The following is a 16,933-nucleotide window of genomic DNA, read 5'->3' on the forward strand; positions in this document are numbered from 1 at the left end:
CTTATGTATCGCGTCGCCCGTTTTGCCTTGTTGAGTCTGGTGGTGGGATTGACCGCAGCCTGTGCGGTGCAGCATCCGGGGCCACAGAGTTCCGAGCCGATCCCGACCATCCCCGGCCCGTCGCCGACGCCGCAGCCCGGCACCCCGCGGACGGCGCCAGAGACGCCGCCGTCCACGCCGATCCCGGCGCCGGGCCCGAAAACTTCTTCGCACTTCGCCCCGCCGCCGGGTGGCAACAGTCACTGGGATGCGCGCCTGGGTGTGCATGTGCTGGATAATGTGCCGAATACGTTTTATCGCCAGCGCACGTATTACCGCTGGAACAACGGCTGGACCTGGTCGACTTCGCCGAGCGGCCCTTGGCAGGAGACCGATGCCAGTGGCGTGCCGCCGGGGTTGAGCAAGCAGTTCGGGAATTAAGGCCTGGTTCGGCGAGATCAAGATCAAGAGCTTCTGCCTAAGGGCAGACATTTCGCCTTCGGCGAGTTACTTGGAAAAGCACCCCAAGTAACCAAGGGTGCTTGCTCCTGGTTTGGCCCCTCGTACCTCGGGGTTCCCTCACTTCGACGACGCTCCGTGGGCCCGCGCCGAACGGACATCCATGTCCTGACGGCGCTCTCGCGGCATCCATGCCGCTCGGCCCACTGCGCGTCGTCTACGTTCGGCCTGCACCCAAGTCGCGATGGGTGTCGTCTGGTCTGTCGCGTTCGAAGATCAAAAGCAGGTCAAAGGCTTCCCGGCTGAAGCCGGTCGTACGGGCGCGCGCGGTCTGTTAGTGGGACTGGCTTTAGCCGGGAAGCTGTTCTGATCGTTCCCACGCTCCGCGTGGTAACGCCGCCCTGGACGCTCCGCGTCCCGCAGACGACGGACATCAAGGCAGATGAAAACGGCGGCTCTTCAGGTCGCCGAGATGTCGCGTGGCAAACCTGGCTCATGTGGGAGTGAGCTTGCTCGCGAATACGATCTGTCTGTGACTTATGTGTTGTCTGGCACACTGCATTCGCGAGCAAGCTCGCTCCCACACGTTCTGCATTCCCCTGTGAATCACCGGTCAAGCCAAACAAAAACGGCGACCTCTTCAGGTCGCCGTTTTCGCATCGTCCGTTGCTTACTTGCCCGGGTAGATCTGATCAAACACGCCGCCGTCATTGAAGTGAGTTTTCTGCACGGTGCGCCAGTCGCCGAAGGTTTTTTCCACTGACAGGAAGTCCACTTTCGGGAAGCGGTCGGTGTATTTGGCCAGCACTGCGGGGTCCCGTGGACGCAGGTAGTTGGCGGCCGCGATTTCCTGGCCTTCTGGCGACCACAGGTACTTCACGTATTCCTCGGCCACGGCGCGGGTGCCTTTCTTGTCGACCACTTTGTCCACGACGCTGACGGGCGGTTCGGCTTCGGCGGAGACGCTCGGGTAGACCACTTCGAACTGATCACGACCAAACTCGCGGGCGATCATTTCCGCTTCGTTTTCGAAAGTCACCAGCACGTCGCCGATGTGGTTGGTCATGAACGTGGTGGTCGCGCCACGGCCGCCGGTGTCGAGCACGGGCACGTGGCTGAACAGCTCGCCGACGAACTTCTTCGCCGCTGCTTCATCGCCGCCGTTTTTCAGCGTGTAGCCCCAGGCCGAGAGGTAGGTGTAGCGGCCGTTGCCCGAGGTTTTCGGGTTCGGCACCACGACTTCAACGCCATCCTTGACCAGGTCCGGCCAGTCCTTCAGCGCCTTCGGGTTGCCCTTGCGCACGATGAACACCGTGGCCGAGGTGAACGGCGCGCTGTTGTTCGGCAGGCGGGTGACCCAGTCCTTCGGCACCAGCTCGCCGTTGTCGGCCAGCGCGTTGATGTCAGTGGCCATGTTCATGGTGATGACATCGGCAGGCAGGCCGTCGATCACAGAGCGCGCCTGCTTGCTCGACCCGCCGAAGGACATCTGAATCGTCGCGTTTTCTTTGTGCTCAGCTTCCCAGTGCTTCTGGAACGCGGCGTTGTAGTCCTTGTAGAAGTCGCGCATCACGTCATACGACACGTTCAGCAGCGACGGCGCGGCGGCTTGTGCAGCGCTGCCCAGAGCCAGTCCTGCGGCGAGCAGGGAAGCGGCGAAGATCTTTTTCACTGTGGATTCCTTGTGGCGTTGAGCAGGGGTGCGTTTAGTGATTCGCTCTTGGAAGAGCCGTTGTTATAACCAGGCAAGATGGCCAATGGCTGGCGACTATAACCAAAGTCCCCAGCGGCTCAATAGATCAAAAACTCATGTGCTTATGTCCCGTTGCGCGTCCGCCGGTGCGGCCATCGCGCCGAGCTTGGGAAACAGCGCATTGCCGCAGCGCGAACAGAACGCCGCGTTGGGTTCATGGGCGTTCTTGGCGCACACCGGGCAGTTGTGCTGCAGCTGATCGCCGCGCATGGCGTTGGCCAGTTCGGCGGTGAAAATCCCGGTGGGCACGGCGATGATCGAGTAACCGGTGATCATCACCAGCGACGACAGGATTTGCCCGATCGGCGTCTTCGGCACAATGTCGCCAAAGCCCACCGTGGTGAGGGTGACGATCGCCCAATAGATGCCCTTGGGAATGCTGGTGAAGCCGTGCTCCGGCCCTTCGACGACGTACATCAACGTGCCGAACACCGTCACCAGCGTCGACACGGTCGCCAGGAACACAATGATCTTCTGCTTGCTGCCACGCAGGGCGGCGAGCAGGTAGTTGGCCTGTTTCAGATAAGGGCTGAGCTTGAGCACGCGGAAGATCCGCAGCATCCGAACCACGCGCACGATCAGCAGGTATTGCGCGTCGCTGTAATAGATCGCCAGGATGCCCGGCACGATCGCCAGCAAATCGATCAGGCCGTAGAAGCTGAAGGCGTACTTGAGGGGTTTGGGCGAGCAGTACAGGCGCAGCAGGTACTCGACCGCGAAGATGAAGGTGAAGGTCCACTCGATCCAGGCCAGGGGCGCAGCGTAGTTGCGGTGAACGGCCTCGATGCTGTCGATGATCGCCACGAGCAGGCTGCAGAGAATGAGCACCAGCAGGATCTTGTCGAAGCGTCGGCCGGGTTTGGTGTCACTTTGAAAAATGATGATGCGTAGCTGTTCGCGCCAGCTGATGTTGCTGTCCATGGGGTCGTTCCGCGTGCAAGGTCGGCAGAGCGTGGGACAAAGCGCTCAGGAGCGCAACCTGTCATCACCGATAGCCTGACGCAGCAGCCGGGCGCTGGCCTGCACCAGCCAGCAGGCCAGAATGAACGGGGCGGTGAGCGCCGCCAGCCCCATGGCTGCAAACCCCGGCTGCAACAGAATCGACAGCCCAATGGCGCTCGCCGGTAACCAGGGTTTGTGCCGCGCCTGACTGAAAGCCAGCCCGGCCAGCGCCGGGTTGTAGCCGCACAGAGCGGGCAGTGGCAAGTCAGGCTGCGACTGCCACAGCACGAAGGTGACGCCGCTGAGGCAACCGACAAAGGCCCAGAGCGCGGCGCGCCGATTGGCGATCAGCAGCCCGACACCGATCATCACCCCGGCCAGCGGATGATCGAGCAGAAAGACCTGACCAAAACCCAGCGGCAGCGCGTGGATCGGACTCACGTCTGCGACAGCGACTGAAGTCGGCCCGACAAACATCAATAACAACCATCCAAACAGCACGAAGGGCGCGGTGTAGGCGTTCAGGCAGGACGCCCGCGGCGTTCGCTCCAGCCAGGCGTGCATGAGCATCGCGCTCAACCCGCCGCAGGCAATGGTCAGCAGCGGCACCAGTGGCGACCATTCGACCTGAGGGCCGATCAACAGACCGAGCAAAATGCCGTTGTAGCTATAAAGCCCGTCTTGGCGCCTGCTTTTCGGGTAGCCGCGCCGTTGCGCCGTGAGCAAACCGGCGACAGCGCCCAATAGCGCTGCGCCCAGGGAGGAGGGCGCGCTGATCAGAATCGCCAACAGGCAGAAAACACCGCATAAGGGGCTGCGTTGCAGGAGCACCTGACTGAAACCGTTGAGCAGGGCTTCGGCCCAGTCGGGGCAATGGTGGGGAGGTGGGGCGAGGAGGGCCGGCATTTATGTATTCAATAATTGTATTTATTGTATACATAATGGCTTGAGGTACGTAGTTCAGCAAGGCTGTAAGCGAGCTACATTCTCTCATCGCCACTCCAGCTGACACACCGTATATTTCTGTAGGACCGGCTTTAGCCGGGAAGGGGTCAGTCGCCACACCGCAAAATTGATGGCGTCAAAACGGGCCTCTTCCCGGCTGAAGCCGGTCCCACTAACACCGCGTACCCCTGTGGGACCGGCTTTAGCCGGGAAAGCGCCAGGCGTCACAGCGCAAAATTGATGGCGTCAAAACGGGCCTCTTCCCGGCTGAAGCCGGTCCCACTAACACCGCGTACCCCTGCGGGACCGGCTTTAGCCGGGAAAGCGCCAGGCGCCACAGCGCAAAATTGAGGGTGCCCAAGCTGGCCTCTTCCCGGCTGAAGCCAGTCCTACGGAAACACCGCGTACCCCTGTGGGACTGGCTTTAGCCGGGAAAGCGCCAGGCGTCACACCGCAAAATTGAGGGTGCCCAGGCTGGCCTCTTCCCGGCTAAAGCCAGTCCTACGGAAACACCGCGTACCCCTGTGGGACCGGCTTTAGCCGGGAAAGCGTCAGTCGTTACACCGCAAATCTTATGGAGCTCAATCTGGTTGTTACACCCGAAACTGCCGCAACAACCCATTCAGCTGTTCACTCAACCCCTTGAGCTGATTGCTCGCCGCGCTGGACTGTTCTGCCGCCACCGCCGTGCTCTGGGACAACTGCGCCGCCTGGGTGACGTTCTGGTTGATGTCTTCCACCACGTGGGATTGCTCAAGGGTCGCACTGGCGATGGAGGCGTTCAGGCCGTTGAGGTTGCGCAGCGCCTGGCTGATCGACGTCAGGCTCTGGCCGGCCAGGTTGGCCTGCTCGATGGTCAGCTGCGAAGAACGACTGCTGTCGGCGATGACTTTCACCGCCGCATCCGAATGGGCTTGCAGGCGCTCGATCATCGCCTGGATTTCCGCCGTGGATTTCTGCGTGCGCTGGGCCAGCAGGCGGACTTCGTCTGCGACGACGGCGAAGCCACGGCCTTGATCACCGGCGCGGGCGGCTTCGATGGCGGCGTTGAGCGCAAGCAAGTTGGTCTGCTCGGCAATCGAACTGATCACCTCCAGCACGCCGCCGATCTGCGTGCTTTCGCTGGCCAGCGTGCGAATCACTTCCACGGCCTGATCGATGGTGCCGGACAGGTGCCCGATCTGCTTCAGGCTGCTGTCGATGTTGGCCTGACCCTGCTGCGCCTGGGATTCGGCGTTGCGCATCTCGCTGGCGGCGTGCTCGGCGTTCTTCGCCACGTCCTGCACGCCATAAGTGACCTCATTGACCGCCGTGGCCACCTGCTCCATCTGCAGCGACTGCTGCTGGCTGCGTTCCTGGGCCTGAATGGCGTTGCTGCCCAGCTCACTCGACGCCTGACCCAGGCCGACCGCAGACGACTGCAGCTCACTGACCACCCGCCGCAGCTTGGCGGTGAACGCATTGAAGTGCCGGGCCAGTTGCGTGACTTCGTCGTTGCCCTGGGTTTCCAGGGTGCGGGTCAGGTCGCTTTCGCCGCTGGCGATATTGGCCATCGCCTCGACGGTGGCCTTGAGCGGGCCGGCGATGCTGCGTGCGATCAGAATCAACAGCAGCGCCATGACCAGAATGATGCCGGCACTGATCGACAGCGCCTTGACCACCTGCTTGTAGAACTCGGCCTGCACGTCATCGATGTAAACGCCGGAGCCGATGATCCAGCCCCACGGCGCGAACAGCGAGATGTACGAGGTTTTGCCGACCGCATCAGTGGCGCCGGGCTTGGGCCAGCGGTAATTGACCATGCCCCCGCCTTTGGCCTTGGCCAGGGTGACCATCTCGTTGAAGACCTGGAAGCCGTCCGGGTCTTTGATGCCGGACAGGTCCTGGCCTACCAGCTTGGGATTGGCCGGGTGCATGATCATCACCGGGCGCAGGTCGTTGATCCAGAAATAGTCGGTCTGGTTGTAGCGCAGCCCGCGAATGGCATCCATCGCCTGCTGTTGGGCCTGCTCGCGGGTCAGGGTGCCGGCGGTTTCCAGGCCATGGTAGTAATCGAGCAGGCCGCTGGCGGTCTGCACCACGTGCATGGTCTTGACGGTTTTGGCTTCGTACAGATCGTCGTGGATCTGTTTGAGCATCGCCGCCGCCAGCGTGAACAGCATCACCACGGCGACGATGAGAATCAGCCACAAGCGCCGGCTGATCGAAAGATTGCGCATATTCATGATCGTCACTCCGCTTCTTTATTCTTCTTGTTCGGCCAGGCCGCTCTATAACCGCTTGCACGACAGCCCATTGACCCGCATCCCTCAGCGGAGGGAAGCCATGGTGTCATTAAGCATCTCGGCCTGACCGGTATAAACCTGAGTGTGGGCGCAGGTCACTGACACAGGTATAGCCAAAGGCTTACACGACCTGAGGAACTTGGCTCTAGGTTGAAACACCTCGTCGCGGTACATTGGATCCATCAACTGCAGCAACGGACCGCTGCAGGATCAAGGACGATCGACCGTTGCCAGGCATTGGCGGCCAACAGGAAGTTGGACGGTGTTGCACAAACCCGCTTCGGCGGGTTTTTTATTGCCTGCGATTCCGCAAAGTCCCGTTTGTACGGTTTCATTTCCAGAATCTGCACATCGTTTCGACCAAATGTTGCTTCCCAATGGAATTTCCGGCGCTCGCGCCGCTCACAGTACGGACTACACCCGAGTCCAGGACAGGGCCGGCCGGGCAGGCATGGGAAATAATTATTGTGGATGTGGCGCAAATGGCAGCAGACGTACCAAACATGGGACTCATTCTGGTGGTTGAGGACGAGGAAATCATTCGCGAGTTCGTTTGCGAAATCCTCGAGGATGAAGGCTTTACCACCCATGCGCTGGAGACTGCAGACGAGGCGGCGAAGTACCTCGAAAGCAACTCGGGCGACGTGGCGCTTCTCCTGACCGATATCCTCATGCCGGGCACCTTGAACGGTGCGGACCTTGCGAACCTGTCGAGCAACAAGTATCCGCAGATCCCAATCCTGATCATGTCAGGTCACGAGACACCCGAGAGCTCGGGTGTCGTACATCCAGTCGTGTTCATCCGCAAGCCCTGGAGCTTCGGCCAGCTCTTGCAAGGTGTGAACAGGGCCTTGGGCTACGACAAGGAAGAAAGCCAGTGACCTTCAGCGGTCCGGCTCACACCCTTTGAGCACCAGGCGGATGATGGTCTGGGCGGCCGCTTCGTAATCAGCGTCGTCCAGGGTCGCTTTACCCGTCACCGTGGAAATCTGCCAGTCGAAGTCGGCATAGGTCTGGGTCGCGGCCCAGATGCTGAACATCAGATGATGGGGGTCGATCGGCGCGATCAGACCGTCATCGATCCAGCCCTGAATACATTCGATGTTATGCCGGGCCTGTCCATTCAGTTGCTCAACCTGCTCGGGCGTCAAATGCGGCGCGCCGTGCATGATCTCGCTGGCGAACACCTTTGAAGCGAAGGGCAGCTCGCGGGAGATGCGGATCTTCGAGCGGATGTAGCTCGTCAGCACTTCAGCCGGCACACCCTCGCGATTGAACGGCGTCGACGCCTGCATGATCGGCTCGATGATGCTTTCGAGCACCTCGCGATACAGGTTGTCTTTGGACTTGAAGTAGTAATAGACGTTGGGCTTGGGCACACCCGCCTTGGCGGCGATGTCACTGGTCTTGCTGGCGGCGAATCCCTTATCGGCAAATTCTTCGCTGGCTGCGCGCAGGATCAGTTCTTTGTTGCGCTCGCGGATGCTGCTCATAAACCGGTATGTCCTTGCCTGCTCGGCGGTGGCGAATGTTAGCACCGGCCTCGCAGCAGGCTCAACATTGCCTCGGCTGCGCAACAACATCCCCTTTGTCCACCGGCTTTGTCACTGGCGCGACGGCGCGCCAATGCTATTGTGTGGCGGGTTGTACCGGGAGCAGTAGCGGAATGGAAGCAACAAAACTGGCGCCTTATCAAGGCTGAACGCGTATTCGGTGGCGAGGTGTCGGCAGCATGAACAGCCCATTGTTTTCCAGCGTCGTTGCGTATGCCCAGCATTGCGAGCGTCAGCTGGTGGAAATCCTGCACCGCCGGCCGACGCTCGACCGGCAGCAGGTCATGACCTGGGTCGACGAGCAGAGTCATGCGATGAAAGACCGTGATCCCCTCGACCTGCTGCGCTCGCTGAACGCGAGGGTGCGAGCGGGCAAGCCGCTGCCGTGGGAAGGGCATTCCTGAGGGGGTGACCCTGGCCGCGTTTGCCTGAGCCCGTTGAACCTCAGCCTGTGTAGCGAGGGTTGAAGTGCTTCGGTCCCAGGCAAGCGCGCCTTACTTCGATGGAGCGTGCCCTTACTTGTCGCTGATCACCGCATAGGCCGGCGCGGGCTTGCGGTTGTAATACATGGCGGCGCCCACCAGCAGCACCAGAATGCCCAGCAGTACCATCGACGAACCCACCGTCCCGAAGTCCAGGCCGCCTTTTTCATGGGGTTTGGTCAGCACGTCGCCCAGCGTCGCCCCGAACGGACGAGTCAGCACGAAGGCGATCCAGAACAACGCCACCGAAGACAACCGGGTGGTGTAGTGAAGCACCACGACCACGGCAATCGCCGAGCCGATCAGCAACGCCCCGCCCATGAAACCCAATCCCGAGTCATCCGCCAGGAAGTCGCCCAGCGCCGTGCCCAGGGTGTTCGAGAACAGGATCGCGAACCAGTAGAACAGCTCGGCTTTCAGCGTGGTGACGCGGCTGACTGACAACGACCGTTCGCTCCAGTACCAGGCCGAGAAGATCGCCAGCAGGATCGCCACCAGAATGGCCGAACCCGCTGCATAACCGAGGCCCAGCGTACGGTCCATGAAGTCGGACATGGTGGTGCCCGCGGTGCTGGTGGAAAGAATCACCAACCAGTACAGCGCCGGGTTATAGCGTTTGGAGGCCAGTTGCGTGATGAGCGTGACGACAAACACGCTGATCAAGATAAGGGAACTGATCAGATAGCCAACGTCGAGGGTCATCGACAGCAAGTCGCCTGCTGTTTCGCCTAACGTGGTGGCACAGATCTTCATGACCCAGAACGCGAGCGTAATCTGCGGAAGTTTGTTCATTGTGGTTACCGGGTGGTTCAGACAGGGAGGTTCGAGTGTCTGCCCGACAGTGGCCGACGGTGCCTATCTTCCCGGAGCGGAAGTTAAAAATCGGTCACATGAAAATGAAAAGCGCATTAATTGCCCGGAGCCCAAGGCCCCGGGCATTCTGCTGTGGACGCCTGATGGCAACGGCCTGCGAAGGCGCTTGCCAGCACCATCCCGAAGCGATCAGAAGAACACTTTCACCAGCAAACTCGCGGTGTTCTGGTCGGTGTCGAAAGAGCGCGTGTCATTGATCCCGTACTTGTTGCTCCAGTAGTCGTACTCGACGCCTACGTACAACTGCCGGTCCGGAAGATTAAGCGCCTTGCCCAGGTCGTATTTGATCTGCGGGTTGAAGTGCAGGTTGGAGTGGTAATCGCCTTTGCTGTTGGACTGTTTGTTGTCCACGACCCAGTCCATGAAACCGTCGATAAGAATGTCGGACTTGCCCACTGGAATGGTGTAGGACCAGACCGGGGTGATCTGCCAGGCGCCGTAACCGGCGCGGTGGCCGTCGTTGTAACGCTTGTAGAAGTTCAGCTGGAAGTAATCGAAGCCGGGGATCTTCAAATCAAAACCCGGGCCGATGAGATACGACTCGACATCGCCTTCGCCAAACTCGTAAGTGGTTGCCAGCAACACGTCGGTGACAGGGCCGAACTCAAATTTCTGATCGAAGATCTTGCCCATCGACAGGCGCGGGGAAATCTCCCCGTACGTCGATGCGTTACCCAGGCTGCCGTCTTTCTTGCCGTTGTAGTTGATGTAATCGAGGAAGACGAAGTTATCGCCGTATTTCCAGCCATCGGCATGTTCGTAGGTGAACGTCTGCTGGTTTTCAGGGTTCACGGCGAAGTTCTTGCCGTAGAGGTAAGTCAGGCTGTTGCTCTGCCACTGCAGCAGATCACCCGACATGGCCGGCGCGGCGGCAAGCAGGCTACTTGCGGCCATCAGGCTGGAAAGCGTGCGGTTCATGTAAATACTCCCTTGGATTGACGTCGTGGTTTTTTGCGAACTGACGCTCTGTTATGGCGCCTTGGTTTTAATCGATTAAGTTGTCTGTTTGGTCAGCTTCGAGTTGATAGCAAGAGCTGAGCCAACACCTTGAAAAAAGACGAAAAAGCCCCGCCGGCTGTTTAAATAACAGTCGATTGGTCGATTTATCGATGCCGTTTGGAAGATGCACGGGCTGATCGGAGAGTTGTCCGGTCAGTCAGGTTAGTTGCAGTGTTGTTATTGGACTGAATTCGAGCGGCGGCGGAGGATACTGACTCGCGCAGCCGTGCTCAAGTGCTCTGTCACAGAGCACTCCCGTCGAAAACAGGGCAACCCCTCAGTGTGAATGCAGCGGTCCGGCCATCGCCGCGCGCTCGGCACCGCCGAGGACATTGAACAGCAGGTTCAGCAACACCGCGCTCAGTGTCGCCATGGCGATGCCGCTGTGGGTGATCGGCCCCATCCATTGCGGTAACTGGCTGAAGAACTCCGGTCGCACCACGGGTATCAGGCCCATGCCGATGCTCACCGCGACCAGCAGCTGGTTGCGCCGGTCGGAGATGTCCGCTTCCTGGAGGATCTTGATCCCGGTGGCGGCGACCATGCCGAACATCGCGATGGCCGCGCCGCCCAGTACGGCAGGCGGGATCGAGGCCACCAGATACGCCGCTTTGGGCAACAGGCTGAGGACGATGAGGAACCCGCCCGCGACGATGGTCACCGAGCGGCAGCGCACGCCGGTCATCTGCACCAGGCCGATGTTCTGCGCAAACGAGGAATGGGTGAAGGTGTTGAGAAAGCCCGCGAGAAACGAGGCGGCCGCGTCGCACAGCAACCCCCGGCGCAACATGCCCGGCGTGACTTCGCGGTCGGTGATCTTGCCCAGCGCGAGGAACATCCCTGTCGATTCGACAAAAATGATCACCACCACCAGGCACATCGACAGGATCGGCGCGAGGCTGAATTGCGGCAGGCCGAAGTGCAGGGGCGTGACCACCTTCAGCCATTCGGCCTGACCCAGACCACTGAGGTCGACCATGCCGATGAAGCCGGAGAGGATGTAACCCAGGCCCATGCCGATCAGCACCGAGATGTTGACCCAGAACCCGCGCATGAAGCGGTTGATCAGCAGGATGGTCAGCAACACCAGCGCGGCGACACCGAGGTAGACCGGGTCGCCGAAGCTCACCGCCTTGCTGCCGCCGCCGGCCCAGTTGACCGCCACCGGGAACAGCGACAGGCCGATGGAAGTGATCACGGTGCCGGTCACCAGCGGCGGGAAGAAGCGCACGATTTTCGACATGAACGGCGCGATCAGAATGCCGAAGAAGCCCGCTGCGATGGTCGCGCCGAAGATGCCCGGCAGGCCGACGCCACTCATCCCGGCCATCGCCACCATGCTGCCGACGGCGGCGAAGCTGGCGCCCATCATGATCGGCATGCGAATCCCCAGCGGACCGATGCCCAGGGATTGCACCACCGTGGCGATACCGGCGACCAGCAGGTCGGCGTTGATCAGAAAGGCGATTTCTTCCCGGGAAAGCCCGGCGGCCTGGCCGATGATCAGCGGCACCGCAACGGCACCGCCGTACATCAACAGGACGTGTTGCAGGCCCACCAGAATCAGTTGCAGCAATGGCAGGGGCTGTCGTGGCGGCGCGGCAGGAATGCGCGCGTGAGTTGACTCGGACATGCAACACCTCATTGTTTTTATTTTTTGGTTGGAGCGGATGGAGCGGTTAGCGGCAAGCTTCCAGCGGCAAGCCTCAAGCCTCAAGCCAAGGACGATCGCGTACTGCTTCTGACTTGTGGCTTGCCGCTTGAAGCTTGCAGCTGACTTCAGTTCGTCTGCGCCCCCTTATCAATCCATTGCCCCAGCAGGTCACGTTCCTGTTGGGTCATCTGGGTGATGTTGCCCAGCGGCATGATCTGCGCGGTCACCGCCTGGGCCTGAATGCGCGGGGCCAGTTGCTGGATCTGTTGCGGCGTATCGAACATGATCCCGGCCGGCGCGCTGCTGAACAGCGGGCTGGTGGGTTTGGCAGAGTGGCAGACGGTGCAGCGTTCCTGAATCACGCTGTGGACCTTCTCGAAATCCACGCCGCCGCTGCTGGCTTGCGCCGGTTGGGCTGCTGCCTCTGCGCCAGGTGCCGGGGCGGCTGCAGGGGCTGGCGCTGGTGCGACGTCAGGCTTCGCCTCGTCGGCGCGATGGCCACCGATGGCCGTGCCCGGCAGTGGCTGATACTGGATTTTCTCCGCCACGTCCGGGCCGCGAGACATTTGCGCGGGGCCGGTGACGTAGGCCAGGCACATCATTCCCAGTGCCCCGACCGGCAAGGCCCAGGCGTATTTGTGGCTGTTGTGACGGGTGTTGAAGAAGTGACGGACCAGCACCGCACACACCGCGATCCCCGCCAGAATCAGCCAGTTGTACTGACTGCCATAGGTGCTCGGGAAGTGGTTGCTGATCATGATGAACAGCACCGGCAGGGTGAAGTAGTTGTTGTGCCGTGAACGCAGCAGGCCCTTGGCGGGCAGCGACGGGTCCGGTGTGCGGTTCTCGGCGATGGCGGCGACCAGCGCGCGCTGGGCCGGCATGATGATGCGCAACACGTTGCCGACCATGATCGTGCCGATGATTGCACCCGTGTGCAGGTAAGCCGCTCGCCCACTGAATACCTGGCTGAAGCCGAAGCAGGCCGCGATGATCAGCACGAACAGCACCAGGCCCAGCAGGGCAGGGCGCTTGCCCAGCGGCGAATCGCAGAGGATGTCGTAGATCGTCCAGCTGGCGATCAATGAGCCCACGCCGATGGCGATGCCTGCGCCGCCGCTCAGCGTGCTGCCGGGTGCCAGCAGGTAAAGGGTGGGGTTGGAATAGAACACGATGCACAGCAGCGCGATGCCCGACATCCAGGTCCAGTAGGCTTCCCATTTGAACCAGTGCAGGTCGTCCGGCATGGTCGGCGGGGCCAGTTTGTACTTTTCCAGGTGGTAGATACCGCCGCCGTGAATCGCCCAGAGGTCGCCCGACAGACCGTCACGGGGGTTGGCGCGGTTGAGGTTGTTCTCCAGCCAGACAAAATAAAAGGACGCGCCGATCCAGGCGATCCCGACGATCATGTGAATCCAGCGCACGCCCAGATTCAGCCATTCCATCAGATGTGCAGCCACAGTCTTTACCCTTTGCCTTCCACCGCTTAACGGGTGGTCAGACCCTTCTTATAGTTGGGGATCGAGAACCATCTTCTGACTCTCTTCGAAGAAATGCTCATCGCAGTTATTGCCACTGCCACTGCGATCAACCACCAGGAAGTCATCCCGCTTTTCGATCGTCAGCACCGGGTGGTGCCAGACGCCGCGATGGTAATTAACACCCTGCCTGCCATTGGTGATGAAGGCGCGGGTCAACTCGGGTTCAGGTGCATCGCCAAGTGGCGCGACCACGACCAGAAAAGGATGGCCGAGCAGCGGAATGAAGGCCTGGCTGCCCAGCGGATGGCGCTCCAGCATGCTGATGGTCAACGGCATCTCCAGCGCCTCGGCGCGGAAGATGCTGATGATCGCCTTGTCGTCCGGCGTGGCCGTTTCAACCTCGGCCAGACGGTGAAAGCGCATGGTCGAGCCGTTATTGATCATGAAATGATCGCTGCCGTCGGTTTCGATGACATCGCCGAAAGGGGCGAAGGCTGCCTTGGTCAACGGCTCGATGATCAGTGTGCGCATGCGGAGTCTTCTTTCTCGAAATTCGTAAATGGTGATCGTTCCCACGCTCCGCGTGGGAATGCATCCCCTGACGCTCTGCGTCACCCTGGACGCGGAGCGTCCGCAAAGGGGTTACCACGCGGAGCGTGGGAACCATCAGTCATCAGAGGCCAAGCGTTTATTTCGCGACTTTGCCCAACACCCGCAGCCGGCTCACGCCGCCATCCGGGAACACGTTCAGGCGGATATGGGTGATCGGCCCGAGTGCCTTGATCTGCTCGACGAAGGTGTGTTCGGCGTGCATTTCCAGCTTCTGGCTCGGCAGCAGCTCGCGCCAGAACAGGCTCTGGGTTTCGATCTGGCTGTCGGTGCCGCCTTTGACGAAGGCTGCCTGAATCGAGCAGCTGTCCGGGTAGTTGCCCTTGAAGTGCAGGGTGTCGACGACGATCTGCTCGACCTCGCCCGCATGCCCCAGGGCCACGATCACCCAATCATTGCCGGGCGTACGGCGACGTGCAGTTTCCCAGCCGTCGCCCATGTTCACGCCACGGCCCGGGTTGAGGATGTTGCTCATGCGCCCGAAATGCTCGTCGGAGCAGGCCAGTGCACGACCGCCATTCAGCGCGGCGGCGAGATCGATCTGCTCGTTGTCGCCCACCGCCGACCAGTCCCGATGGGGCACGCCGTACACCCGCAGACGCGCCACGCCGCCGTCCGGGTAGATGTTGAAACGCAAATGGCTGTAAGCCTTGGCGTCACCGATCTCGTGGTAATGGTGGCTGTCGCCCCTGAGCTCCACGGCCGGCAACACTTCCGTCCACACGGTGTTTTCGTCCGGCTCGCCCGACGCCAGGAAGCACGCTTCCAGCGAGGCCGATGGCGGGTAGTTGCCGGTGAAGAACGAGGTGTCGATGTCCACGCCCTTGATCGAACCGGCAACGCCCAGACGGATCACTGCACTGTCGTAACCTTCAAAGCGCTTGCGGCGCGACTCCCAGCCGTCCATCCACTTGCCGTTGTCGTCGAACACGCCTTCTTTCCACACCGCAGGGGTCGGCTGGAACAGGCGGTTGGCATCGGCGAACCAGTCATCGGTGACGGAAAGGATCTTCGTCCCCAGACGCGCATCGGCCAGGTTGACGAACTTCTCGAAGGGTGCGGCGTAAGCTTTCATTCTTTTTGTCTGCCTTTGATAGTGGGCGTGGGAAAGGTCGGTCAGAGGGCTTGCAGGCGAAACATCGCGATCTTGTTGATCTCGGCGAGGGCGCAGGCGAACTCGGCGTCGGCCGGGTTGTGAATGCGCGTCTCGAAGGCCGCGAGGATCTGATGCCGGTTGCTGCCTTTCACCGCCATGATGAAGGGGAACGCGAACTTCGCTTTATAGTCGTCGTTCAGCTCGGTGAAGCGCTGGAACTCTTCGGCCGTGCATTGGTGGATACCGGCGCCAGCCTGTTCAGAGGTACTGGCTTCGGTCAGTTGGCCTTGCACGGCGGCTTTGCCGGCAAGGTCCGGGTGAGCGTTGATCAGCGCCAGTTGCGCGGCGTGATCGGCACTCAACAGGATGTCGCTCATGCGTGCATGCAGCGTCTCGATATCATCGAGCGCATGCAGCTGGCCCAGGTCATAGGCCTGTTCGGCGACCCAGGGCGAGTGCTCGTAGATGTCGGCGAAGGCCTGGACGAATTCGTCGCGGCTGAGGGAAGAGGGCGTCAGGGTCTGAAAGCGGCTCATTCGGCGGCTCCATTGAAGGGGTGTACCTGATGCCAGTGCCGCGCGATTTCCACACGGCGAGCGAACCAGACCTGCTCGTGGCCTTTGACGTACTGAAGAAAACGCTGCAGCGCGGCCAGCCGGGCAGGGCGACCGATCAGGCGGCAGTGCAAACCGATCGAAAGCATCTTCGGCGCCTCGGCCCCTTCGGCGTAGAGCACGTCGAAGGCGTCTTTCAGGTAATCGAAAAAGTCGTCGCCCTTGTTGAAACCCTGCACCTGGGTGAAGCGCATGTCGTTGGTGTCCAGGGTGTAGGGGATCACCAGATGCGGCTTGCCGGTGGGGTTGTTCGGCTCCCAGTACGGCAGGTCGTCGTCGTAGGTGTCGCAGTCGTAGAGAAAACCGCCTTCTTCCATCACCAGCCGGCGGGTGTTGGGGCCGGTGCGCCCGGTGTACCAGCCCAGCGGACGTTCGCCGGTGAGTTCGGTGAGGATGCGGATCGCTTCGAGCATGTGCTCGCGTTCCTGGGCCTCGTCCATGTTCTGGTAGTCGATCCAGCGATAGCCGTGGCTGCAGATCTCATGGCCGGCGTCGACCATGGCGCGGATCACGTCCGGGTGACGCTGGGCGGCCATGGCCACCGCGAAGACCGTCAGCGGAATGTCGAATTGCTTGAACAGCTTGAGCACGCGCCACACGCCGGCCCGGCTGCCGTATTCGTAGAGCGATTCCATGCTCATGTTGCGCTGGCCCTGCAGCGGTTGCGCGGCGACCATTTCGGAAAGGAACGCTTCGGACTCCTTGTCGCCATGCAGAATATTGCGCTCGCCGCCTTCCTCGTAATTGAGCACAAATGACAGCGCGATACGGGCATTGCCTGGCCAGCGGGGGTGGGGCGGGTTACTGCCGTAACCGATCAGGTCGCGTGGGTAGTCGGCGCTCACTGCAATCTTCCTTATCTAGCCTGTGTTCTGTGGCGTGGTCGTCAGGGCGATGCATCAAGGTGCCGTGACGGTCGCTGCGATGGTGAGATTGTATACAACTTTATTTACAACGTGTAACCCTGTTTTTTCACTTCCCGCCACTCTCGGCCTCATGGGATCACTGTGCAAGAAACCTGCCTGAGTGGTCAGATATGGCGCTTGTCATCGCGTATTCATCTGCCTTGCGCCGCTATCCGGGGCATGGGGCCGCGGCGGGTGATCAGTGAAAATTTAGGTGATTTTAATTGTGTACAATCTTCGCCTAAACTGTCTTAATCCTGCTCATGTCTTACCGCTGATGCCCTTTTCGGGTGCAGGCCATCTC

General features: G+C 60.8%; 16 protein-coding genes. 3 read left to right on the forward strand and 13 right to left on the reverse strand.

Going from position 1 to position 16,933, the window contains the following annotated elements; translation table 11 throughout:
• Nucleotides 1-3: 3 nt before the first annotated feature.
• Nucleotides 4-420, forward strand: a complete 417-nt coding sequence (locus ACYASU_RS05510) for a hypothetical protein (protein WP_282372845.1) — start codon at nucleotides 4-6, stop codon at nucleotides 418-420.
• 688 nt (nucleotides 421-1,108) lie between these two features.
• On the opposite strand, the gene ACYASU_RS05515 is transcribed toward ACYASU_RS05510, so the two are convergent.
• The 4 genes from ACYASU_RS05515 to ACYASU_RS05530 form a co-directional block, all read right to left on the reverse strand.
• Nucleotides 1,109-2,110 (reverse strand): sulfate ABC transporter substrate-binding protein, encoded by a 1,002-nt coding sequence (locus ACYASU_RS05515; protein WP_463582185.1) that lies wholly within the window; start codon nucleotides 2,108-2,110, stop codon nucleotides 1,109-1,111.
• A gap of 135 nt (nucleotides 2,111-2,245) precedes the next feature.
• Nucleotides 2,246-3,112: an ion transporter gene (locus ACYASU_RS05520; RefSeq protein WP_463582186.1), complete on the reverse strand. Its 867-nt coding sequence runs from the start codon at nucleotides 3,110-3,112 to the stop codon at nucleotides 2,246-2,248.
• Between the two features lie 45 nt (nucleotides 3,113-3,157).
• On the reverse strand, nucleotides 3,158-4,039 hold the full coding sequence (locus ACYASU_RS05525) for an urea transporter (protein WP_463582187.1): 882 nt from the start codon (nucleotides 4,037-4,039) through the stop codon (nucleotides 3,158-3,160).
• A 632-nt stretch (nucleotides 4,040-4,671) separates the two neighbouring features.
• Nucleotides 4,672-6,303, reverse strand: coding sequence for a methyl-accepting chemotaxis protein (locus ACYASU_RS05530; protein WP_282372132.1), 1,632 nt, complete (start codon nucleotides 6,301-6,303; stop codon nucleotides 4,672-4,674).
• A gap of 542 nt (nucleotides 6,304-6,845) precedes the next feature.
• Between ACYASU_RS05530 and ACYASU_RS05535 the strand changes: the two genes are divergently transcribed.
• Nucleotides 6,846-7,244, forward strand: coding sequence for a response regulator (locus ACYASU_RS05535; protein ID WP_192174178.1), 399 nt, complete (start codon nucleotides 6,846-6,848; stop codon nucleotides 7,242-7,244).
• A 3-nt stretch (nucleotides 7,245-7,247) separates the two neighbouring features.
• Here ACYASU_RS05535 and ACYASU_RS05540 read toward each other — a convergent pair whose 3' ends face one another.
• Entirely contained in the window at nucleotides 7,248-7,856 is a 609-nt protein-coding gene (locus ACYASU_RS05540; RefSeq protein ID WP_192174179.1) for a TetR/AcrR family transcriptional regulator, read from the reverse strand.
• 239 nt (nucleotides 7,857-8,095) lie between these two features.
• On the opposite strand from ACYASU_RS05540, the gene ACYASU_RS05545 reads away from it, so the two are divergent.
• Nucleotides 8,096-8,320, forward strand: coding sequence for a hypothetical protein (locus tag ACYASU_RS05545; protein ID WP_065988731.1), 225 nt, complete (start codon nucleotides 8,096-8,098; stop codon nucleotides 8,318-8,320).
• A 111-nt stretch (nucleotides 8,321-8,431) separates the two neighbouring features.
• On the opposite strand, the gene ACYASU_RS05550 is transcribed toward ACYASU_RS05545, so the two are convergent.
• The 8 genes from ACYASU_RS05550 to puuE all read right to left on the reverse strand — a co-directional run bounded on the left by ACYASU_RS05550 (nucleotide 8,432) and on the right by puuE (nucleotide 16,569).
• A complete protein-coding gene (locus tag ACYASU_RS05550; protein ID WP_192174180.1) occupies nucleotides 8,432-9,190 on the reverse strand; it encodes a COG4705 family protein in 759 nt (252 codons plus the stop codon).
• 210 nt (nucleotides 9,191-9,400) lie between these two features.
• Nucleotides 9,401-10,189, reverse strand: a complete 789-nt coding sequence (locus tag ACYASU_RS05555; RefSeq protein WP_192174181.1) for an outer membrane protein OmpK — start codon at nucleotides 10,187-10,189, stop codon at nucleotides 9,401-9,403.
• A 358-nt stretch (nucleotides 10,190-10,547) separates the two neighbouring features.
• Nucleotides 10,548-11,903 (reverse strand): nucleobase:cation symporter-2 family protein, encoded by a 1,356-nt coding sequence (locus ACYASU_RS05560; RefSeq protein WP_463582188.1) that lies wholly within the window; start codon nucleotides 11,901-11,903, stop codon nucleotides 10,548-10,550.
• Between the two features lie 146 nt (nucleotides 11,904-12,049).
• Nucleotides 12,050-13,384, reverse strand: coding sequence for a urate hydroxylase PuuD (locus ACYASU_RS05565; protein ID WP_463582189.1), 1,335 nt, complete (start codon nucleotides 13,382-13,384; stop codon nucleotides 12,050-12,052).
• 48 nt (nucleotides 13,385-13,432) lie between these two features.
• A complete protein-coding gene (locus tag ACYASU_RS05570; protein WP_346626677.1) occupies nucleotides 13,433-13,936 on the reverse strand; it encodes an ureidoglycolate lyase in 504 nt (167 codons plus the stop codon).
• Between the two features lie 157 nt (nucleotides 13,937-14,093).
• Nucleotides 14,094-15,089, reverse strand: coding sequence for an allantoicase (gene alc, locus ACYASU_RS05575; protein ID WP_463582190.1), 996 nt, complete (start codon nucleotides 15,087-15,089; stop codon nucleotides 14,094-14,096).
• 41 nt (nucleotides 15,090-15,130) lie between these two features.
• Entirely contained in the window at nucleotides 15,131-15,646 is a 516-nt protein-coding gene (gene uraD / locus ACYASU_RS05580) for a 2-oxo-4-hydroxy-4-carboxy-5-ureidoimidazoline decarboxylase (protein WP_463582191.1), read from the reverse strand.
• A complete protein-coding gene (puuE, locus tag ACYASU_RS05585; RefSeq protein WP_463582192.1) occupies nucleotides 15,643-16,569 on the reverse strand; it encodes an allantoinase PuuE in 927 nt (308 codons plus the stop codon). Before puuE ends, uraD begins: the two co-directional genes overlap by 4 nt.
• Nucleotides 16,570-16,933 lie beyond the last annotated feature (364 nt).

It is taken from the genome of Pseudomonas sp. HP_12 (assembly GCF_055283955.1).

Coding starts and splice junctions, on each gene's coding strand:
- ACYASU_RS05555 (WP_192174181.1), bottom strand. CDS start 10,189: ATGAACCGCACGCTTTCCAGCCTGATGGCCGCAAGTAGCCTGCTTGCC.
- ACYASU_RS05530 (WP_282372132.1), bottom strand. CDS start 6,303: ATGAATATGCGCAATCTTTCGATCAGCCGGCGCTTGTGGCTGATTCTC.
- ACYASU_RS05545 (WP_065988731.1), top strand. CDS start 8,096: ATGAACAGCCCATTGTTTTCCAGCGTCGTTGCGTATGCCCAGCATTGC.
- ACYASU_RS05535 (WP_192174178.1), top strand. CDS start 6,846: ATGGCAGCAGACGTACCAAACATGGGACTCATTCTGGTGGTTGAGGAC.
- ACYASU_RS05550 (WP_192174180.1), bottom strand. CDS start 9,190: ATGAACAAACTTCCGCAGATTACGCTCGCGTTCTGGGTCATGAAGATC.
- alc (WP_463582190.1), bottom strand. CDS start 15,089: ATGAAAGCTTACGCCGCACCCTTCGAGAAGTTCGTCAACCTGGCCGAT.
- ACYASU_RS05540 (WP_192174179.1), bottom strand. CDS start 7,856: ATGAGCAGCATCCGCGAGCGCAACAAAGAACTGATCCTGCGCGCAGCC.
- ACYASU_RS05525 (WP_463582187.1), bottom strand. CDS start 4,039: ATGCCGGCCCTCCTCGCCCCACCTCCCCACCATTGCCCCGACTGGGCC.
- ACYASU_RS05570 (WP_346626677.1), bottom strand. CDS start 13,936: ATGCGCACACTGATCATCGAGCCGTTGACCAAGGCAGCCTTCGCCCCT.
- ACYASU_RS05510 (WP_282372845.1), top strand. CDS start 4: ATGTATCGCGTCGCCCGTTTTGCCTTGTTGAGTCTGGTGGTGGGATTG.
- ACYASU_RS05560 (WP_463582188.1), bottom strand. CDS start 11,903: ATGTCCGAGTCAACTCACGCGCGCATTCCTGCCGCGCCGCCACGACAG.
- ACYASU_RS05520 (WP_463582186.1), bottom strand. CDS start 3,112: ATGGACAGCAACATCAGCTGGCGCGAACAGCTACGCATCATCATTTTT.
- uraD (WP_463582191.1), bottom strand. CDS start 15,646: ATGAGCCGCTTTCAGACCCTGACGCCCTCTTCCCTCAGCCGCGACGAA.